The 19,141-nt window shown below is 28.9% G+C and carries 19 protein-coding genes; all 19 read right to left on the bottom strand.

The features are described 5' to 3' along the window. Positions 1–9 precede the first annotated feature (9 nt). Positions 10–180 (bottom strand): hypothetical protein, encoded by a 171-nt coding sequence (locus ABI549_RS02560; RefSeq protein ID WP_348074885.1) that lies wholly within the window; start codon positions 178–180, stop codon positions 10–12. Positions 181–297: 117 nt separating this feature from the next. Beyond that, complete coding sequence (locus ABI549_RS02555) at positions 298–1,629, bottom strand: HAMP domain-containing sensor histidine kinase (RefSeq protein WP_348074884.1); 1,332 nt, start codon at positions 1,627–1,629, stop codon at positions 298–300. A gap of 3 nt (positions 1,630–1,632) precedes the next feature. Continuing rightward, positions 1,633–2,307, bottom strand: coding sequence for a response regulator transcription factor (locus ABI549_RS02550; protein ID WP_348074883.1), 675 nt, complete (start codon positions 2,305–2,307; stop codon positions 1,633–1,635). After that, positions 2,304–2,840 (bottom strand): DUF1003 domain-containing protein, encoded by a 537-nt coding sequence (locus ABI549_RS02545; RefSeq protein ID WP_348074882.1) that lies wholly within the window; start codon positions 2,838–2,840, stop codon positions 2,304–2,306. Before ABI549_RS02545 ends, ABI549_RS02550 begins: the two co-directional genes overlap by 4 nt. Positions 2,841–3,017: 177 nt before the next feature. Beyond that, complete coding sequence (locus ABI549_RS02540) at positions 3,018–3,185, bottom strand: hypothetical protein (RefSeq protein WP_348074881.1); 168 nt, start codon at positions 3,183–3,185, stop codon at positions 3,018–3,020. 622 nt (positions 3,186–3,807) lie between these two features. Next, entirely contained in the window at positions 3,808–4,413 is a 606-nt protein-coding gene (locus tag ABI549_RS02535) for a hypothetical protein (RefSeq protein ID WP_348074880.1), read from the bottom strand. A gap of 8 nt (positions 4,414–4,421) precedes the next feature. Then, the gene (locus tag ABI549_RS02530) at positions 4,422–5,192 is read right to left on the bottom strand and encodes a hypothetical protein (protein WP_348074879.1); all 771 of its coding nucleotides are present in this window, start codon (positions 5,190–5,192) and stop codon (positions 4,422–4,424) included. 49 nt (positions 5,193–5,241) lie between these two features. Further along, positions 5,242–6,177 (bottom strand): hypothetical protein, encoded by a 936-nt coding sequence (locus ABI549_RS02525; protein WP_348074878.1) that lies wholly within the window; start codon positions 6,175–6,177, stop codon positions 5,242–5,244. Between the two features lie 310 nt (positions 6,178–6,487). After that, positions 6,488–7,309, bottom strand: coding sequence for a hypothetical protein (locus ABI549_RS02520; RefSeq protein ID WP_348074877.1), 822 nt, complete (start codon positions 7,307–7,309; stop codon positions 6,488–6,490). 219 nt (positions 7,310–7,528) lie between these two features. After that, positions 7,529–8,413, bottom strand: coding sequence for a DUF3828 domain-containing protein (locus ABI549_RS02515; protein ID WP_348074876.1), 885 nt, complete (start codon positions 8,411–8,413; stop codon positions 7,529–7,531). A 9-nt stretch (positions 8,414–8,422) separates the two neighbouring features. Then, positions 8,423–11,089 carry a hypothetical protein gene (locus tag ABI549_RS02510; protein WP_348074875.1) on the bottom strand — a complete coding sequence of 889 codons (2,667 nt, stop codon included), beginning with the start codon at positions 11,087–11,089 and terminating at the stop codon, positions 8,423–8,425. Between the two features lie 2 nt (positions 11,090–11,091). Then, entirely contained in the window at positions 11,092–11,568 is a 477-nt protein-coding gene (locus tag ABI549_RS02505) for a DUF4280 domain-containing protein (RefSeq protein ID WP_348074874.1), read from the bottom strand. A gap of 45 nt (positions 11,569–11,613) precedes the next feature. Beyond that, positions 11,614–12,405, bottom strand: coding sequence for a hypothetical protein (locus ABI549_RS02500; protein ID WP_348074873.1), 792 nt, complete (start codon positions 12,403–12,405; stop codon positions 11,614–11,616). A 217-nt stretch (positions 12,406–12,622) separates the two neighbouring features. After that, the gene (locus ABI549_RS02495) at positions 12,623–13,204 is read right to left on the bottom strand and encodes a CHAP domain-containing protein (RefSeq protein WP_348074872.1); all 582 of its coding nucleotides are present in this window, start codon (positions 13,202–13,204) and stop codon (positions 12,623–12,625) included. Between the two features lie 441 nt (positions 13,205–13,645). Then, the gene (locus ABI549_RS02490; protein WP_348074871.1) at positions 13,646–14,974 is read right to left on the bottom strand and encodes a hypothetical protein; all 1,329 of its coding nucleotides are present in this window, start codon (positions 14,972–14,974) and stop codon (positions 13,646–13,648) included. A gap of 2 nt (positions 14,975–14,976) precedes the next feature. Beyond that, a complete protein-coding gene (locus ABI549_RS02485) occupies positions 14,977–16,824 on the bottom strand; it encodes a phage baseplate assembly protein V (RefSeq protein ID WP_348074870.1) in 1,848 nt (615 codons plus the stop codon). A 67-nt stretch (positions 16,825–16,891) separates the two neighbouring features. After that, positions 16,892–17,602 carry a tetratricopeptide repeat protein gene (locus ABI549_RS02480; RefSeq protein ID WP_348074869.1) on the bottom strand — a complete coding sequence of 237 codons (711 nt, stop codon included), beginning with the start codon at positions 17,600–17,602 and terminating at the stop codon, positions 16,892–16,894. A 32-nt stretch (positions 17,603–17,634) separates the two neighbouring features. Next, positions 17,635–18,207 carry a hypothetical protein gene (locus ABI549_RS02475; RefSeq protein WP_348074868.1) on the bottom strand — a complete coding sequence of 191 codons (573 nt, stop codon included), beginning with the start codon at positions 18,205–18,207 and terminating at the stop codon, positions 17,635–17,637. After that, entirely contained in the window at positions 18,207–19,139 is a 933-nt protein-coding gene (locus ABI549_RS02470; protein WP_348074867.1) for a polymorphic toxin type 23 domain-containing protein, read from the bottom strand. Before ABI549_RS02470 ends, ABI549_RS02475 begins: the two co-directional genes overlap by 1 nt. Between the last annotated feature and the right edge of the window lie 2 nt (positions 19,140–19,141).

Here is a 19,141-nt window from a genome sequence, read left to right as displayed (position 1 = left end):
AAAATTAAATTATTTTTTTGCTGGAGTTGCCATTTCTTGTTTTGCAGCAGCTTCTTTTTTCATCTCAGTTTTGTGGTGTTTTCTGTGGTGTTTTTTAGCTGGTTTTGTAGCCGAAGCATCTTGAGCGAAAGACATTGCAGAAAATCCTATTACTGCAACTAACATTACTAATTTTTTCATCTTTTTTAGATTTAATGGTTATTTTTTTAGTTTTATAATTATTGTCCCCATAATTATAAATCAAATGTATAATCAGAAAATGAAGTTTAGATGAAGATTATAAGGCTTAAGAGAAATTTAACTTTTACCGAAATCAGGGAATATTAGGCAAAAAGAACTTCCTATATTAGGTTCTGAAATAACATTGATTTCTACCTTATGAAAGTGAGCAATACTACTAGCAATTGCGAGCCCTAAACCATGTCCTTCGTGATTGTGACTAAATCTAGTAAAGCGCTCAAAAATATTTTTTAACTGTAATTCATCGATTCCAATTCCTGAGTCTTTTATTATAACGCAGTATTTTTCGTTTACAAATTCGTCTGAAATGGAAATATTTCCGTTTTGATTATTGTATTTTATAGCATTTACTAATAAATTGTATAACAAAACGTGCATGAGGGTTTTGTTTCCTGTAAAATTAATTTCGTGTTTGATGTTTTTTGTTACAATTAATTTTTTTTCGTTAATTCGATCTTCTAAATTTTCTATTAATTCCGAAAACAATTCTTCCAAATTAACTTTTTCATTTATTAAATATTGATTGTTTTCAATTCTAGAAATTAACAACAAATTATTAATGACTTTCTTTAATAAATCTAGCGTTTTTAGCGAACTAGAAATTTTATCTATTGCATTGTCATCGAGCGATTCATTTTGAATTAAGTTTTCAAATTTGCTTTTTAACAATGCAATTGGTGTTAATAATTCGTGTGAAACATTAGCAATAAATTGTTTTTCTTTTTTGAAAAGGTCATTAATTCTGTTCATCATTTCGTTAAGAACAGTGTCTAACTCCTGAAAATCGGAAGAATGAGCAATAATTGGAGCACTGTCAAAATTTTCGGGTTCATTTACATGACGAATTTTTTTATCAATAATTTTATAAAAAGGTTTTAGTAAATATTCGATATAAAAAGTATCAATCAAGAAAGTAAAAACGACTATTACAAGCAATACTGCGATGATAAAAAGCCGAATTACATGTGTAAAATCGTTAATTTCGGAAAGATTTGAACCAATTTCGAGTTCGTAGAATATTTTGTCATAAACAAAATCATGTTGCAGAATTAAATATTCATTTTCTTCATTTTCGATGGTGCGGTTTTCTTTCAAAAAAAGATCTTTTTTCGAAAAATCTTCTTTCGATATTTGATATAATTGTAAAAACTCGCTATGTAAAGTCGAAAAACTGGAATACGTTTCGGTCGTGTCATTTCTAACTATAAAATCATAAATTTCTTGTTTATCAAGGTTTTTTACAAACTTTTCTTTCTTCTCTAGTAAATTTTTATTTGTGTTATGATAAACTACTTTTTGAACCAAAATAGGCAATACAAACCATAATATTAGTATGAGAATTAATCTCGAAATGGCATTAAAAATGGCAAGTTGGTGCTTTATTTTCATTTCTTAAATGTTTATTCGATAACCTACATTTCTAACGGTTTCAAACCAATCTATTTTAGAATGTTTGTCTAGTTTTTTTCTCAGATTACGCACATGAACATCGATAAAATTAGAATCAGAATTAACCTCAAGAATATCTCCCCAAACATGCTCAGTAAGTTGTAAACGGGTAATTACTCTATTCTTATTTAAAACTAAATACTGAAAAATATCAAATTCCTTTTTGGTTAAATTGATTAAAATATCATTAAAACTAACTTTGTAATCTTGCAATTGAATACTGAAATCATGCACTTTTAATTCATTATTTGTGAACCCATGAATTCGTCTAATTACCGCAAATAATCGCGCTTGAAGTTCGGTAAGCGCAAACGGTTTGGTGAGATAATCATCGGCTCCTAAATGCAAACCATTTATCCTATCGTCAAGTTCGCCTCGCGCTGTAATGATAATGATTGCCGTTTTAGAAGCCGTTTTTCGAACGGATTTAAGAATATCGAATCCGGTTCCATCTGGTAAGCCCAAATCTAATAGTATAACATCATAATCATTACTATTTATTTCTTCATACGCTTCATTACAATTGTTTGAAATTTTGCAAATATGTCCTGAATTAGAAAGAAAATGACTTACTTCTTTTGCTAATTCTATGTTATCTTCTACAATAAGAATATTCATATTTTAATCTTTTTTTCGATCGATTTTAAAATTTCAAGTTGTTTTGCTTGACTTTCAAATAAAACTTTGATTTGTTCTTCTAAAAGTAAATCAATTTTTTGATGCAGACTCCTTAGTTCTAATTCAGATTTTAAATTAATTAAATAATCATTTTCTGCTCGTTTTCTGTCTTTTTCTTCTTGTCTATTCTGGCTCATCATAATAATTGGAGCTTGTAATGCCGCAATACAAGACAAAATAAGATTCATTAAAATAAATGGATACGGATCAAAATTAAATATTTTAGGTGTTATTGTGTTAAATAAAATCCATACAAAAAGAACGATGCCAAACAGAATGATAAATTTCCAACTTCCTCCAAATGATGCTACTTTATCCGAAATAGATTGCCCTTTTGTAAGTATTTCTTCGGGTTGATGTAGCAAATTTTTTATAATTAACTTTTCTTCATCAATAGTATTATTTACTATATTTTGAAGTTTTACTAGTTGATTTTTTTCGGATTTTAGAATATTCTGGGTGTCTGTCTTCATAATTTTATATATTTTTGATTAAAGTTAATGAAGTAATCGCCTTCTTTTCAATACACAATAAGTATGTTAACTTATTTTTATGTTTTAAGCTGGATTTCTTAGAGGAGTTTTAAGTTTAAAGCAACAAAAAAACCGACAAATAATTTTGTCGGTTTCAAAGCAGTTAAACAAGTTTAATTATTTTTTTGCCTTTACAGCCTCTGTTGTAGCTTTCACTTCTTTTTTTACAACTTTTTTAGTTGCTTTAGCTTCTTTCTTTACTTCTTTTTTAGCTGGTTCAGTTTGTGCGTTTACCATTGCAGTTGTTCCTAAAAATAATGCTGCTAACAAAAATACTTTTTTCATGACATTGGGTTTTAATTTATAAATTGAATTATTTATAAACCAAAAGTATTTCTGTTAGATGAAGATTAAATGAAGATTTTCTAGAAAATAAAAAATTAACCTTTTTTTAATGATCCTTGCTCCCTTATAGTTATCAATAGTGGTATTGTTATCTTGAAATTTACATTTGTATTGCTCAGTAGTTTCAGAGTCTTTTTTTTTAAATTCTTCCTTAGCAAATAGTCCACAACAATCATTATAACTTAGGAATTCTCCTATCATCTAGAATCGCTTCTCTAGTCCCACCAAAGTTACTTTGTTTCAACCTACAAGTCCTTTTATTTTTGGCCGAATTTACTCGAGTATTAGAGGTTTTTTTGGTTTTGGTGATGGTGCAGATTTTTTTAGGGGCATTAGGATCTAATACTATTTCCTTATTTTACACTGCAACCGTGTTTGATATTTTAGATTTTTTGTCGGCTTCTACTAGTAGGTAGTATTCATGCTCGCCGCCTTCCATCAAACTTTTATTGACTAAAATTGTCATTCCTGCTACTATTGTACTTTTATCTTATTCTAGAAAATTTCAAAGAAAAAAAACGGTTGTTTAGACCGTTTTGAGTTATTTAAACATATTCATAGATTAATTAATTCTTTTCAAAACACCATGCTCAAAAATCTCAAACCTTAAATTTTCTTTTATAGAACTTTGACCACTTTCAATAGCATTTGTTGTAATTGTGATTGTATAATCTTCATCTATTGTAAAACTAGTAACTTCTTTATAGCTATCATCACCAGGTTCGTACCATTCCCCTTCAACATATTGCTTTGAAACTACTTTATTTTGAAATATAGTAACTAAAAAATAACGATAATTAAAATCCCCACAATCCATAGGTACAAGAATTACTTTTATATTTTTAAAACTTGGCAAAGATATATATCGCAGATTTTTTTCTCCACATAATAACTCTTCAACACCACGTATATTGCACTTCAAATTATTATAGGCAACTTTTTTTATGTCTGTTTTTTTTGCGTAAGGGAGTAAAAAATTACTTTCAATGATACAATTATCTTTTTGTAAAGTATCCTTAGTACCTTTAATTATTTCGAATTTTATCTTACTATCATCCGTCTTTGTTGTTTTTGTATCCTCTGATTTAGTGTCATTATTTTTACAACTAGTTGTAACAGTAATTAATATCAAAAATATTAATATAAGTTTACTTTTTAAGTGTTTCATTTTTAATTTTATTGTTTAATAAAAGACAGATACTTTTCATCACATTGAGTAAAGTGTGCATACTCATTCATAGAATTGCCATAATTTTGAATCTGTATCTTATTTGCATCATCATATATTCCTTGTATTTTCCCAAAAGTTAAATACGTTTTATTTTTATCCTTTTCAATTTTAACTAATCCTTTACTTATTGATTTTTTTTGATCTAAAATAGAATACTCGAAAGCGTTATCTTTTTTAATGATTTTTATTTTAAACCTTGAGCCTTCACATGTTTTTAAAACATATAAACCTTCGATAGTATTTTCACTTGATTTGACAGGATTTAAAATAGCTTTTTTAGGAGCAAAAATTTCGCCTTCTACACTAATTATTTCCCATATTAGATTGTTCCCTTCATAATAAATTTTTGCTTTTCCCTTTGCTTTAATGTCAAAAAAACCTTTGAAATCTACATAAGCAATATTGTTTTTTATATTACCATTTATGTTATAAACTACCTTGTCGTTACAATCAATTTTACGACCCCCTTTAGTTATAGCACAATACTGAGCTTTAATAATATCTTTTTCAGTTATTAATTTCAACTCAAAAGTTTTATTAAGTAATTCATTTTCATCAGAATTAAATTCATAATTCCAAATACCATTAAAATCTTTATTTATGGTATTCTCAATTTTGAGATTCACTAAATTTATTTTATCATTATCTACAGTAGTTTTGTTTTTGCTACATATAAAAAATAAACCTAGAATTAACAAGTTAAATATTTTAATCATGGTTATTTTGTACTAATCCTATTATCACACTTATAATAGATTATCTTATTTATATTCTTTTCAAAGGGTACTCATCATTACCCGGATTGATGTTTGATATGGCGTCTCCTGAAATTATATAATCATTTTCAGATTTTTGTATATATATAATACCCATGTCTCTATACTTTTTATTAAAAGTAATTTTTATTTTATCATCATCAAGTTTTTCAGCTTTAAGATTTTTATATGTTTCAGGTTTTTCATCATCACTAATATAAATTAGTGATATTAAATTTAAATCATTTATTGTGATGTTAAAGCTGGTTTTCAATTCATCTCTATTTGTTTTTTCGAAAAAATATTTGCCAGTCCAATTATTACTTGTCTCAGTTGCAACCTCTTTTTTAACCTTTATATTTTCTTTTACTAGTTTAATTTTTCCAGTTTCTTTTTCAATTTTGTATTGATTCCAAGATTTAACATATATTCCTTCTTCATCTTCTTCTATTCCTAATGTCCATAAATTTAAATTACCATCTACATAAAAGTATTGACTAACCGCAACCAATGCTTCCGCATAATTTTCTTGTTTGTAAACGGTAAGTTTATCTGTTTGCTTATTATTTTTACTAACAATAAGTCCTATATTAATATAAATATCAGCATCATTTTTAATCTGGCTCTCCTTTTTAAATTTTAAACCAATATCCTCAAGCTGTTTTTCTTCTGTTGTATTGTCTGTCCAGGAGGTATATTTGTTGAAATCATATTTTATTTTTGATATCGTAGCTCTTTTTTCCTTAAAATCAATGTTTGAATTAATTTTATTTACAAAATCTGACTGAGAAATTAATGAGTCTCCTAATGAAACAGAAGCTACCTCTTTACTTTCTATATTACCATCAATTTGACTGTTAACAATTGATGCTGAATCATTTTTACACGAGATTATTAAGATAAAGAGCGTAAAAATTCCTAGGAATTTATAATTAAGTTTGTACATAGAGTAAATTTATAATTGTTATTAATTAATTTGAATTCTCCATCACTCCGTGCTCAAAAATTGAATAATCAGAAACTTTCAAAATTTCTCCTTCATAACCACAAATTCATTTTTTTGTTGTTTTACTTCTATCCATTCTCCAATATAATCTTTTTATTAACCTGTGAATTGCAAGAAATTACTATATTTAATAGCAATAATGCGCATATTAACTTTCTCATGTGTGCTTAATTCATTCTCGTTAGTCGCGTTTTTAAAACTATTTGTACTTATAGTTAAAATTAAGATTGCAGTTAATATATCTCATGTTTTATTTGACATCGTAATTATTATCTATTCTAAAATATTTAGTCTCCTCTCCAATGCTTCCAATCTCCTTATAAGATAAGAATTTGGTGTTATCAGATTTTATAATTAAAAAATATTGGGAATCTCCTCTAGAAATAGAAACCAATAAGTCCGAAGATTTTTCTGATATTTTTAAAAAATTACAACTATAATTTTCCCCTTCATAACCATTTTTCACTAAATAATCTATCAAACCATTTGATGGATTATAGGAATTCTTAATTTTTTGTGGTAAATTGTCAATATACTTTTTTAAATCAAAAGGAACTTCAAGTAACTTGTATGGTTTTTCTTCTACAACAAATTTAATTGTGCTTTGCTGTGACGTATCTAAATTATCATCTCTAAAAAAAATACTCCCTATTTCTTTGAATTTATTTTTAATTAATGAACTTTCGTCCAATAAAATATTTTCATCTTTACCTAACAAATGAATGCTTTCTAACCTTCCATTAATATTTTGTTCAAAAACATAAGTTTCAAAATATTCATCTTCAATTTTTTCATTAACATACTGGGTCACTTTATATTTTAATTCATAACTTCCTTTATTTTTCTTTCTAGAAATTTCATCATAGGTCATAGCGCAACCTGAACCACATTCAAAAGTAAAAGATTTTTCACTGTTTTTTGGTAAAGTTATATTCGTATCAGATATTATTTTTAAAGAATCAATTTTTAAACTATCATTTCCCTTAATTGAAGCATTATCTAACTCTTGATTTGATTGTTTGCAACTAAAAAAAAGTAAAATTAATATGTATATTAAAAAATTATTTTTCATTTGTTATTCTTCTTCATAATCACAAATTAACTTTATTGTTGTTTTACTTGAATCAATTCTCAAATATAATCTTTTTTCATTAACCTGAGAATTGAAAGAAACTACTGTGTTTAATAGCAATAAGGACATGTCATTTATCATTAGTCATGTTTTTATTGCTATTTATGCTGATAGTTAAAAAAGATTGCAAATAATAAATAAGTGTATCTCTATACTAATTTATTGACATTTTCTTAATTCAACTAAATTAGTTTTAATCTCATTATTAAATGGATTTTTGACCATTTCTCTCTTTTTGGTTTTCTTGTTATAGAAACCTAGCCATTCTAATTCAAGTTCATTTTCATTTGTTCTTTTAACTTTACAAACTATACTGTCATTTGATATATAAAGCCAATTAACAAACTTATTGTATCTAGTGATACCAGTAAGAACAGAGTATTTTACATCAGTATTATTGACTATTTCTACAGCAACTCTAGCATAATCATTATTAATATAAACATCAAGATAACCATGTGAAGAATCATTAGCTAATAAAGCAGTTTTATTAGCTTGACAAACTGTCTTCCATATACCAGTAACTTCTTCTTGCGAGTAATTTTCGATTTTATCAGCAACAATTGTATTATTAGGCAAATTAGCTATATCGTCAATTTTATACTGATTTTGTTCTTTTTTAAGAACTAATAAAATATTAGTTCTTACACCATTATCTGTAATAATTACGTTATAGGTATTTTCTTTTGAATTATCTTTAATTATTCCTAAATTTTTTATCCATTCGGAATTATAATCTTGTGCATTAACGAAAGGATCATAATCTAATTCTAATTTTTGAAGTTTGTTTAAAAAACTTTGTGTTACATATTTATTTTTTAACTCTTTTAAAAAGCTTCTATCTACCACATTTTTGGCGTTTTCTGAAATGTATGATGTATAAAAAGATTTCAAATCTTTAGCTACTGAATCACTAACTTCAACCAATTCAATAGCATTTGTAGTTGCTTTTAAAACTTGATCATCTGTTTTAACTACGTTATCTGTTTTTTTAAAACAAGATTGTGTTATTATTATAAATAAAAATAGTGCTGCTTTTTTCATAATTATTGTTTATTGCCATCTAAAAATTGAACTTTGACCATTATTGTATGCGGTGTTTACGATTATACTATTTTGTTTAAAATCAGAAATCCATTGCGTACCTGTCCACATAGCAATGTGTCCGTATTGATGACCTTCGACTCCGTCAAAAACTACAATATCTCCTTTTATATAGCTAGTTGTTTGAAGTTCCGTAAAACCTAAATCTTTTAGAATTGTAAAATAGTTTAGTGCATTTCTTGGTGAAGCATTTGACGTAAGTCCTCCAGCTTCAACAGCCTGTCTAACATATTTTGCACAAGCAGAAGTTGAACTAGCCTCTGCATGAGATTCAATATACGTTACTGCTGCATCTATATCATATCCTGTCTTTGCTGATGCTTTTTTACAATTACAAACAATATTAAATTCTTTGGCAAATCCATTTTTTAAATATAAATTCGTTTTTCCTTCTAATTCTTCTTTTAAAAATTTTTCATATTTAGACAAGGCATTTTCCATTGTTTGTGCTGGCTGTCCATATCTACCTGGTGGCAAACTAGCCCATTCATAACTACCATATTTTTCTAATGCTTCCTTCGTTTTATTAGACGTTATTAACTCAATACTTCCTGGTCTTTTATGCTTTAATATAATGACGCATAATTTGTCTTGAGATTCTTGAGTAAAATCAGGAATGCTATACTTTTTAATATAATCATGATTTTCTTCATAAACACCAGCTTTTGTATTGTTTTCAGTCAATTTTTCCCCACCTAACCACCACCATGTATACCTCATGATTTGATAAGCTCCTGCAGCAGAAGACGAATAGTTGCCAGCTGTAATAACATTTTCAGGATGCTTGCTCATATCGCTAAATTGTGTTCCGCTATATTGAGTTGTGTAACCTCCATCTCCTTCTGTTCCTTCTCCAATACGTAACATTCTCATAAAAGCTTTTATTCTTGCTTCGCATTCACACTTTTGACCAATCACAAAATACTCTCCATCCCTTTTCAAAAACTCTCCTTTATGCTTTTTAGTGTCACCTTGACATTCCGCGTTTAACCATAGATTTCCTATAACACTTTTATATACATCAAAAGTAATTTCCTCGTCTTTGTTATATACTGACTTTGTTAAAGATTTTTCAATAGCATCTACTTTTGTAAATTTTTTCTTTCCAGCAAGTGTGTCTTTTATTTTATTAGCAATAGCATTAGCTGCAATTTTCTTTTGTTCAGATGTAGTAGTGGTATTATTATTGACAAATTTATACTTGTAGGTTCCGTCTTTTATTCCAGTTAGTTTTTCTTTCCAAGTAGCTAATGTTTCATCTGTCTTAGGGCGAATTTTTATTTTTACTTTGGCAATTCCTTTTTCTACTTTTGTTTTCAATATTGTAATTTCACTTCCATTTTCTTTTCCTTCTAACACAGGTAAATTTGCATCAGCACCAACCAAAATTACTTCTTTTTCTTTTATTTCAATAGTAACTTCTTTTCCATCTAATAAATATGTATTTACGACAACGTATAACACTTCTTCTAAAGGAGCATTTGTTATTTTTACAAAATTAGCTTCTAATTTATATAAATTAAAAGAAATAAAATCTCCTTTTTTGTATGTAGTTATTGTTAGTGCATTTTTAATATCCTCATGTTTGGAATACTTTTTATCAACTTTTACATCTATATCAACCCTTTTTTTAATGATTCCTGCTACCTTGTCTTTGTCAATATTAGTATTACTACTTTGAAATTTGTATTTATATTGCCCCGCAGTTTCTGAACCTTCTTTTGTAAATTCTTCCTTAGCAAAATAGGCAGTAATAATACCTTCTACCTTAGGGGTTTTTCCATCCTCAACAACTGCTTTATTATTCCCTCCTGGTGGTTTACTGTCCCAACCTATAAGATCTTTAATTTTTAGCTCAATTTGCTCAAGCATTGAAGGTTCTTGTGGTTTTGGTGTTGGTGCTGGAACAGATTTTTTAGGAACATTAGGACTTAATACTATCTCCGTATTTTGTACTGCAACCGTATTTGATATTTTGGCTTTTTTTTCGGCTTCTACTAATAAGTAGTACTCGTGCTCGCCGCCTTCCATCAAACTTTTATTGGCTAACATTGCCATACCTGGTGTTAAAACTACTTTTTCTTTGGCAATCCCATCATTTTTAATTTTGACATTACCATCCCATAATTTTGTATTTCCCTTAGGATCGTGACCTTCGTCTGTAAGTGTGTCGCGTTCCCATATGCTCATTTTTAGGTTTTCGCCTAACATGTTTTCGGTAGTGGCTTGCACCATGATGCTTTCGCCATACTTGGGCTTCTTAGTTAATGCACCACCATCGGCATTTTTGATCTCTACTTTGAGTAGTTTTCTTTCGCCCATTACTGGTTTTACAATCATTCCTGGAGGTGATTTTATTTCAGGCTCAAATAAATAAGCTTCTACTAATACGTCCTTACCGTAAGAATGTTGGGAAAAGTTAAATGTTACTTTTTTTCCTGTTTTTTCATTTCCTTTGGCCTCAACCCAATGATTGTCTTTTTTCTTAAAAATTTTCCACTTTATAGTATTTGGATTCACGACTACGGTTCCTTTATGAAACTCTACTACTTCATAAACAGCATCTTTCCCAACGATAGGGTTTTTAGGACCTTTAATTTTTGCTATTCCTTTCATAATTAACTGTAATAAGGTGCGTCTTGGTCTTCAAATTCCTCCATATCGACCATTGGATTAAGTGCTGACATAATTTCTGGGTTGGCATTTTTTGCGCTACTTGCCTCTGGTGCATTTACTTGTCCGTGAAAAGTAATTTTTATACAATCTGAACCACCTATTGGACAGGTTGCTTTTGCATCTTCTAATAGTATTTTCCCTTTGTTTTCAAGGATTACTTTTTCATAAAATCCGCTCCACTTTGTTACTACCGCCTGGCAAGGTTTGTAACTATTGCCCATAGGTTGTTTCTGACAGGGTCCAAAGGTGTTTTTCTCGAAGGTTGGTCCAAGTTCTTTGTCTGAAGCAATTAATTTTTTGCTCCCGTTCTTATCATTGATAAATTCCTTCTTATGGGACTTTACCACTAACTTGTCTGGTGTTGCACCAAAATTGCACATGCAAATTGCTCCGTGGCACACTATATGTTTTTCTGCCATTTCTTTTATTTTATTTTAGCAACTGAAATGAATTGCTTCATTATTTTATACTTCATTTTCTATAGTGTAAGAATAATTCATTCCGTTATTTGAAAATTTTCCTTGTATTTTTTCTAACGATAAATCATTGTCTAAAATATATTGTGCTTCATATTCCTCTATTGGAATTTGTTCTGTATTACTTTCTGTTCTAATTATTTTTTTTGAAATTGTAACTTTCCTCTCTTTGTCGAATTTTCCTTCATTTTCAATTTCTAAAAGTACTTCTTCTTTATAATCAAGATTGAAAAAATTAAATTCTTCAATATTTTTTTTCTTTAATCCGTGATAGTATTCTTCAAAAATAGGAAAAAAATACTGGTTAATGAATAGATTTTTCTTGATTCTTAATAGTAAAGTATCTTTGTTTTTTATACTGTTTTCAAATAAATAAATATACTTTTCAAATGTTTGTCCTTCATTTTCTTGTCTTAATTGTTCTTTTATTTTTTGCCAAGCTCCAAGAATTTCTGAATGGTTGTCAATATCTAAAATTTCGTTTTTACTGCTTACTCTAAAAATACATTTTTCAATTGCTTCTCTACATCTTAATGCTAGTTTTTCCATAGCCGAATCTGGTTCATTAAAATTAAGCAAAAAATCTTTTATAATTACTTGAACCAAAAAATAAGAATTTGTAATCTCTTTAAAATAAGAAACATACGATTTATAAGTAATTATGTTTATATTTTCGTCATCGCTTTTAATGGTAATTTCTACATTATAAACTTTATTAAAGTCCTGAAAATTAGAATAAATGGTGTTGTTTATTAATATATCCTTTGTGTTTATTGCCATTCGATAATAATGTTTTTGATTTAGAAAAATATTGTTATTCTTATTAAAATTTACAACAATCGTCCAATGAATTCGAACTATAAAATTATTTTATTTCTTTTTATTTATAATATTTAAAACTATTAAAAATCTTAGTTAAATCATCCATGTTTTTTTATCATATGTTCGGATATTTTCAACTCAGCAAATTTTGCCTTTAAATCATTTTCATAAAAAATCACTTACTTAACCTGCCAAGAATTCTGTCATTATCTAATAACCATAAGTTATTATTTACTTTCAGCATAATAGTATCTCTTGAGTTTCTAAAAGGACCTGGATTTTGTTGAACAATTTCAATATAATTATTTTCCACTTTGGAAACAATGGCTACATGACCGTAAGAATTTAATATTGATTTATCAAAAATAATAATATCATCTACTTTTGGCTTGACTTTACTAGGATTAACATATTGCAAAAGGTCTCTTTTAGTATTCATTTCTCCATCTTTAACACCTTTGGCAAAAAAGTCTTTGGCATTGCCATATGTGTCAGGCATTTTATGATTAAAATGTTCATAATAGTATCGTTTTACAAATTCGACACACTGATATTTCATGCCAATATTGTAGCCGTCTTTAGTCATATTTCTTCCTTCAGTATTACTTACTCCACCATTGTAATATACTTTTACATCATTATAATTATCGAGTATCTCTCCTACTTCATGTTTTGAATTCCAGTTGATTTCTTTGACAATTTTTAAAATAAAAAAAAGTACTATAATTACTGTTGTTATAAATATAATTTTTTTCAAAATTAAAGAATCAATAGTTAGACTTTAAATAAAAAAACTTCAAATAAAAATAAAAAATAAGTCCAAAAAAAGATCCAGAAATAATCATTTTTCTAAACACTGAAATATATAATTCAACATTAGTATAAGTACTCCAAGAAGCAACTCTTGCATCAAAAAGACTAGTGTTTACTACAAATAAAAATATGATAAAAAAGAATGTCAGTAAGATTATTTTAGTTTTATTGGTTGTTTTAACCCTATTTGCAATAATCAGTATTGGAATAAGAAACAAAGAAATAAAACTATATCTTAGTATTTCTTCAATATATGAACATCCAAAACAAGCAGAAGATGAATTGTTTGAATATTCATTCATACTTAAATAAGTATGAATGAATGTCAAAACGTAAACTAACAGAATGGTAAAAAAAATCTTATATATATTTAGTTTTTTCATAATTATTTACTTGGTTTTTTACCTTTCTCAAACACATACATTCCTGAAGGCAAAAGTCCTCCAGGGGTCTTTCCAGATGCAGGTTTTGAATATCCGCCTTCAGGATTCCACAAAGCATCATCCCAACCTTTTCTAAACCAGTCTTTAGGATTTATAGGATTACTAACCTCTTCATCTTCTATTGTTATATATTTCTTTTTGTAACTTTCATCACCGCCCTCTACCCAAGTAGATGTATAATTACTTCTTCTTAAAAAGGCATGTACTCTAGCATCTAAATGATCACTTAATTTTTGAGCCAAACTCTCCTCAGGTTTTACAATCTTAACCCAATCTTGCTCATATTCATAATTATCGCTATAGGCTACAAGTCTATCATCGGCATTACCTGTCCTACATGCGTAAGAATAAATTTCTGCTTTTTTGGTAAATGAGTCAACTTTTAACTTTGCTATATGAGAAATTTCAAATCTTTGTGACTTGCTATTACTCCCATCTAACCCAAAATCAAGAATACTGGGTAAACCGTGAGAAAAGATTTTAACAATACCTACTTTAACTTTATCCCTAGTATTTGAACCTTCTCCATTATTTATATAGCTTATTAATTGTGTTATGGAATTAATTTTTTTAAAATTTACTAAACTGTTTATTTTTTTGGAATCTTTTTCTATTGTACTTAATTCTAAAGCATTAAATCCATCAGTGAAAATAACAATAGTTACTTTTTTATTGTGTTTATAACTTTCCCTAACCTCTCTAACAGCTTGTGCTGGAAACATTAGTTTATTACCATAAGTTTGAGAATGTTGTTCTGTACCTACAATCAATAAAATTTCAATATTTTCCACATCTGTTACAACACTTGCTTTTTCATCTTCTTTTTTATAATAAGCATAGATTCTAACCTTATCACAATCTTGATTTACTGCAATTCCAATAATTATTTTATCTTTTACTAATGCATTGTGTGTTGAAACACCTGATAATTCATTAGTTTTTCCGTCATCATTTTTTGATGCCCATCTTAACATTTTTATTTCTTCGGGTTTTGGTTCTCTAGACAAACTTGCCTTATATGTATAAAAAAATCCTTTTTTGACAACTTTTACAAGTTTATCTTTTTCATCATATGGCCCTTCAACTTTTGTTACAAGTAAATCAGTTTTAGGTTTATAACTTTTTGGTTTCTGGAAACTCACTCCTTTTTCTTCTCCTTTTACACTTATAGCTTTATGAGAATTAAGCACAATACTTTCTTGAGCATAAGAAATATCATTGCCTCCAGTGGTTTCGGTTATTTTACCTTGTACATTTCTAATCCTTGTCATTCTTAAAAAAGTTTTGACTTTTCAGCGCTATTGAGTTTTACTTCTTTTTTGGAATGTTTCGCCATTTCTCCTTCAGTGGTAGACTCTATGCCTTTTTTACTGTTAGTTACTCTATCTTTTTCGGTATGTGATTCCATATTACCTGTAATATATTCGGTTAAATTACCTACAACATTTACCATGCTGTTTCCTCCTACAAACATATTATGCATCATTCCCACTGAAGATGATTTGTCTACCCCAGCGCTTTCAACAATATTTAAACTCGCAGATGAATTAATGTTTTGTCCTGCCGTCATACTAATACTTCCTCCTGCGTTCATAGTAATATCATTAGGTGCATTCACATTAATATTGCCTTTACCATCCATGATCCAAGTGTTACCTGAAGGATCTTCAATAAAAACACTTCCTTCGGCATCATTCATAATGATTTTAGTCCCTGAACGGGTTTGAATGACTTTTTGGTCATTACCAGAGCTTGCATAACTAGAACTTTCTGCTCCGTTATACATTGATCCAAGAATAAAAGGTTTTTCGGCATTACCATTTTCAAAAGCAACCAATACTTCTTCACCTATTTCTGGAATGAAATACATTCCTTTACCTCCTCCTGCATGGGGATTTATCATTCTTAACCATGGTGTATCTTTACCTTCTTGCCATGCAAAAGTTACTTTTACTCTTCCTAATCCTGCTGGGTCATTATTGTCTACTACTTTTGCGGGTTGTGTGTTTGCAGTTGGAATACTGTAAACATCACCGTAAGGTGGACACAGCACGCTTTCTGGTACTGCATCGAAGGTGTTGTGATATGATCCAGACTCATCACATACATGGGTAATATCGGTAAGGATATAGTTCCCGAAATTTTGCTCTTTTAGTCCATCTATTGCATTGCCTGTCATTGAAAAAGCAGGTTCATGTATAGATACCACATCACCTATTCTCAATCCTGTTTCGTCACTTTCGCCTTTGGCGGTAACTAAATCGGCTGCCCGTGATTGCAGTTGAGTGGTTACTCTATCTACTAAGTGTGTTCGTGAATTTCCTTCTTCTATAGCATTGTTATACAACAAAGTAGAGACTTCTGGAAACATTTTTTTTGAAGAATCAAAAACAGACTTGGCATAACCTTGCGCTTGGTAATTTATTTCTGTCGAATTGGCTTTTTGTGTTTCTGCAGTACTGGCATCATATCCTATATACTCGAAACCAAGTGGCTTGGCTCTCATTTCGATATTAAAACTATGCAAAGAGCGTCCATACTCTAAAGTGAATGTTTTTGATTTTGGTTTACCAAAAAAAGATTCTTCTCCATTATAATAAAACCATTGTCCTTTTTTTTGTGCCATTCTAGCTAAAAATCCATAATCACTTTCTCCGTATTGAACTGTATACGGTAAGGTGGTATCATTTTGAATAGAAACTGAGGGTTGAACGCTTTTTTCTTTATACTTTCCTGCAACTTCCTTAACAATATCAGAAAGGGATTGTGTACTAAATGATTTTATATTGGGCGCTCCTTCCATCAAGATAGTTGGACTATATCCGTTGATAATGATTCCTCCAGCGGCTCCTGAAGCACGTACCATTTGTGCTTCGGTAATAACACCAATAAAACTTAACGGGGAATTTGTACGCATGTTATTTGGCTCTATTTTTATGACAATAGTCTTCCCTATATAACCTTGTGTTTTATTTATCGCCTGGTCTATAAACTCTTTTGGAAGGGGTTGCAAAAGTGAAAATTTGTGGTGTGTATGCACTTTTTGATTGATAACCAATTTAGAAAATCTTGTCAAATCTTCCCCGTCTATTTGTATCGAAATTTTTGTACTAATTGGCATAGCGTAATTTTTAGTTAATTTGTTGTTGTTTGTTCTTTAAAAAGAAATGTATAGATTTTTTATGAGCTTATTTTGTTAGAAAATTAATTCTCTGATTTGCAATTTCATAATTAGGCTGAATAGATAATGCTTTTTCAAAATCTGCTTTTGCTTTATCAATTTCATTCTTTTCTAAATATACATTACCTCTATTTGTTAGTACTTGAGCACTATTGGGTTCAAGTTCTATAGCCTTTGAATAGGCTAAAATTGCTTTGTCTTTTTGATTAATATTTGAAAATAGTGCTCCTTCTATATTATAAGCGATAAACCAGTTGGGATATTTTTCTATTAATATATTTATAGTTTGTAGCGCTTCACTATTTTTTCCAATTTCAGAGAGTGCAATACTCTTATTTATATAAATCCACTTTGCTAATGGGTTAATTCTTAAAGCTTCGTCGAAATAGAATAGAGCCTTTGAACTATTACCTAATTTAGAAGACATCTTACCTAAAAAATTTTTCACATCTTCATTGTTAGGCATCATTTTGTCTATTTTAACACCAAGTTCGTAAGCTGCTGTGAAATCTTTTTTCCGTAATGCTATTTTTGTTTCCTCATTTAACCTAATTATATCTTGAGGGAATTTTAAAATTCTTTCAGAAAGCGCATTGTTTTCTAATAAAATTTCTTTTTTATAAACATCATCAAATTGCTGTATACTAGTATTTTGACAAACACTCTTACTACTGGTAAGTGTAACAATAATTAAAACTATGATGGTTATTTTATTCATAATTTCTATACATTTTAAAATTTAGAGGACTTTTACCAATTTGGAATTATTTTTTTCGTGGTTTTTAGTTCCTTAAATATATAAGTTTCTTTATAGGTATTTGTGAAATATTTGTTGTCAAATTTTCCATTTCCTTCAATAATATCCTCTTTAACAATAATGAGTTTATTTGATTCAATAAAACCGTAGGTATAATTAAATCTTTTCAAGGAAGTATTTACATTTTGAATGATAATTTGATTTTTATTGATTTTATAATAACCTTGAAATAAAGTACTTTGACTATTACTACTTTTAATATTTTCTTTTTCTAAAAACAACAGATAATCATCATTAGATTTTAAACCATTATCAAACCAAAAATTTGATTGTCCTGTTTTGTAAAATTGATATATTTTATTACTCTTAATAGGTAAAATTTCTCCTCCATTTTTGCTAGACCAAATATTATCTAATACATAAATTCCATTTGTTTTTAACAAAGAACTTTCATCTAATTCGAAATTTTTATCAAAAAACGTGAAATCATTTTTTACATAAAATTTTGGACCGCAAGATTGTAGAAAAAGAACTGGTAATAATGTTTTCCAAAACATTTTTTTCATTAGAACTCACTATTTATATTTGAAGCCCCTTGAAATTCCCATTGATTTTCACGTTCCGAAGGAATTAAATGAAAATTTATAGTTCTATGAATCATATCTTGGCTCCACATATCATTACTTCCAAGATGATTTGCTCTAAATGACCCTTGTGGCGTTTTTAATCCGAAAGATGTTCTTCCTTGATTTAGATTAAAAGAGTGTTGATTAGGAGTCCATGTGTCATTTCGCATTTCTTTTACGAAAGTTTCATCTACTTCTGAAGCTTTAGTTGGTGTATATCCAGTAATTCTTTTTTTGAATTTCTCAAATCCTCCGTTTGGATTATTCTTGTTAAACTCTGCTAAATTATTATCAGCATTTTCTCTGTCTAATCTATTTTCAGAATCAGTATCTGCGGTAAAAACATCACTTGCAACTACAAACTGATAATTACTATTTTTAGCTCCTAAAGTTATGTTTCCGCCTCCAGTCCACCAGCGATCATAACCGTCGCTAATTCCTATTTTCTTGAAACCCCCAAAATCGTTATAAGTTTGAAAACTAAAATCTTCTACCCTTAACTGAAGAAATCCTACCTGCTGATTTCTGCCACTATTATTAAGAATAAAATTGGTTCCTAATGTTGCTGAATACTTATAATTATCTACAAGTCCTGTTCCAGAATCTATATGTAATGGGTAAATATCCATAGGATTTCCTTTACCTGCTCCTGCGGTTAATTTCCCGGTTAAAACAGTATCAAAATGAACTTTATTTGAATTTTCTAACGTTCCTATTCCTCCGTTATAAAAATTTACAGCTAAGTTTACACCAGGATCGATAGATCCAAGTTTTTTACTCACGCCCATACCGGCAGTGCCACTAAAATAGGATTTACCCCCGCCAAAATGAATACTTAATGACAGAAAGAAATTAGATTCAAGTTCGTCCATAA

The organism is Flavobacterium sp. (assembly GCF_039932285.1).
GTDB lineage: Bacteria > Bacteroidota > Bacteroidia > Flavobacteriales > Flavobacteriaceae > Flavobacterium.
Note: the sequence above shows the minus strand (reverse complement) of the source record. Positions and strands in the feature narration are given on the sequence as shown.

Excerpts from the sequence above, each read along its gene's own strand:
- ABI549_RS02560 (WP_348074885.1), bottom strand. The coding sequence starts at position 180 with ATGAAAAAATTAGTAATGTTAGTTGCAGTAATAGGATTTTCTGCAATG.
- ABI549_RS02555 (WP_348074884.1), bottom strand. The coding sequence starts at position 1,629 with ATGAAAATAAAGCACCAACTTGCCATTTTTAATGCCATTTCGAGATTA.
- ABI549_RS02550 (WP_348074883.1), bottom strand. The coding sequence starts at position 2,307 with ATGAATATTCTTATTGTAGAAGATAACATAGAATTAGCAAAAGAAGTA.
- ABI549_RS02545 (WP_348074882.1), bottom strand. The coding sequence starts at position 2,840 with ATGAAGACAGACACCCAGAATATTCTAAAATCCGAAAAAAATCAACTA.
- ABI549_RS02540 (WP_348074881.1), bottom strand. The coding sequence starts at position 3,185 with ATGAAAAAAGTATTTTTGTTAGCAGCATTATTTTTAGGAACAACTGCA.
- ABI549_RS02535 (WP_348074880.1), bottom strand. The coding sequence starts at position 4,413 with ATGAAACACTTAAAAAGTAAACTTATATTAATATTTTTGATATTAATT.
- ABI549_RS02530 (WP_348074879.1), bottom strand. The coding sequence starts at position 5,192 with ATGATTAAAATATTTAACTTGTTAATTCTAGGTTTATTTTTTATATGT.
- ABI549_RS02525 (WP_348074878.1), bottom strand. The coding sequence starts at position 6,177 with ATGTACAAACTTAATTATAAATTCCTAGGAATTTTTACGCTCTTTATC.
- ABI549_RS02520 (WP_348074877.1), bottom strand. The coding sequence starts at position 7,309 with ATGAAAAATAATTTTTTAATATACATATTAATTTTACTTTTTTTTAGT.
- ABI549_RS02515 (WP_348074876.1), bottom strand. The coding sequence starts at position 8,413 with ATGAAAAAAGCAGCACTATTTTTATTTATAATAATAACACAATCTTGT.
- ABI549_RS02510 (WP_348074875.1), bottom strand. The coding sequence starts at position 11,089 with ATGAAAGGAATAGCAAAAATTAAAGGTCCTAAAAACCCTATCGTTGGG.
- ABI549_RS02505 (WP_348074874.1), bottom strand. The coding sequence starts at position 11,568 with ATGGCAGAAAAACATATAGTGTGCCACGGAGCAATTTGCATGTGCAAT.
- ABI549_RS02500 (WP_348074873.1), bottom strand. The coding sequence starts at position 12,405 with ATGGCAATAAACACAAAGGATATATTAATAAACAACACCATTTATTCT.
- ABI549_RS02490 (WP_348074871.1), bottom strand. The coding sequence starts at position 14,974 with ATGACAAGGATTAGAAATGTACAAGGTAAAATAACCGAAACCACTGGA.
- ABI549_RS02485 (WP_348074870.1), bottom strand. The coding sequence starts at position 16,824 with ATGCCAATTAGTACAAAAATTTCGATACAAATAGACGGGGAAGATTTG.
- ABI549_RS02480 (WP_348074869.1), bottom strand. The coding sequence starts at position 17,602 with ATGAATAAAATAACCATCATAGTTTTAATTATTGTTACACTTACCAGT.
- ABI549_RS02475 (WP_348074868.1), bottom strand. The coding sequence starts at position 18,207 with ATGAAAAAAATGTTTTGGAAAACATTATTACCAGTTCTTTTTCTACAA.
- ABI549_RS02470 (WP_348074867.1), bottom strand. The coding sequence starts at position 19,139 with ATGGACGAACTTGAATCTAATTTCTTTCTGTCATTAAGTATTCATTTT.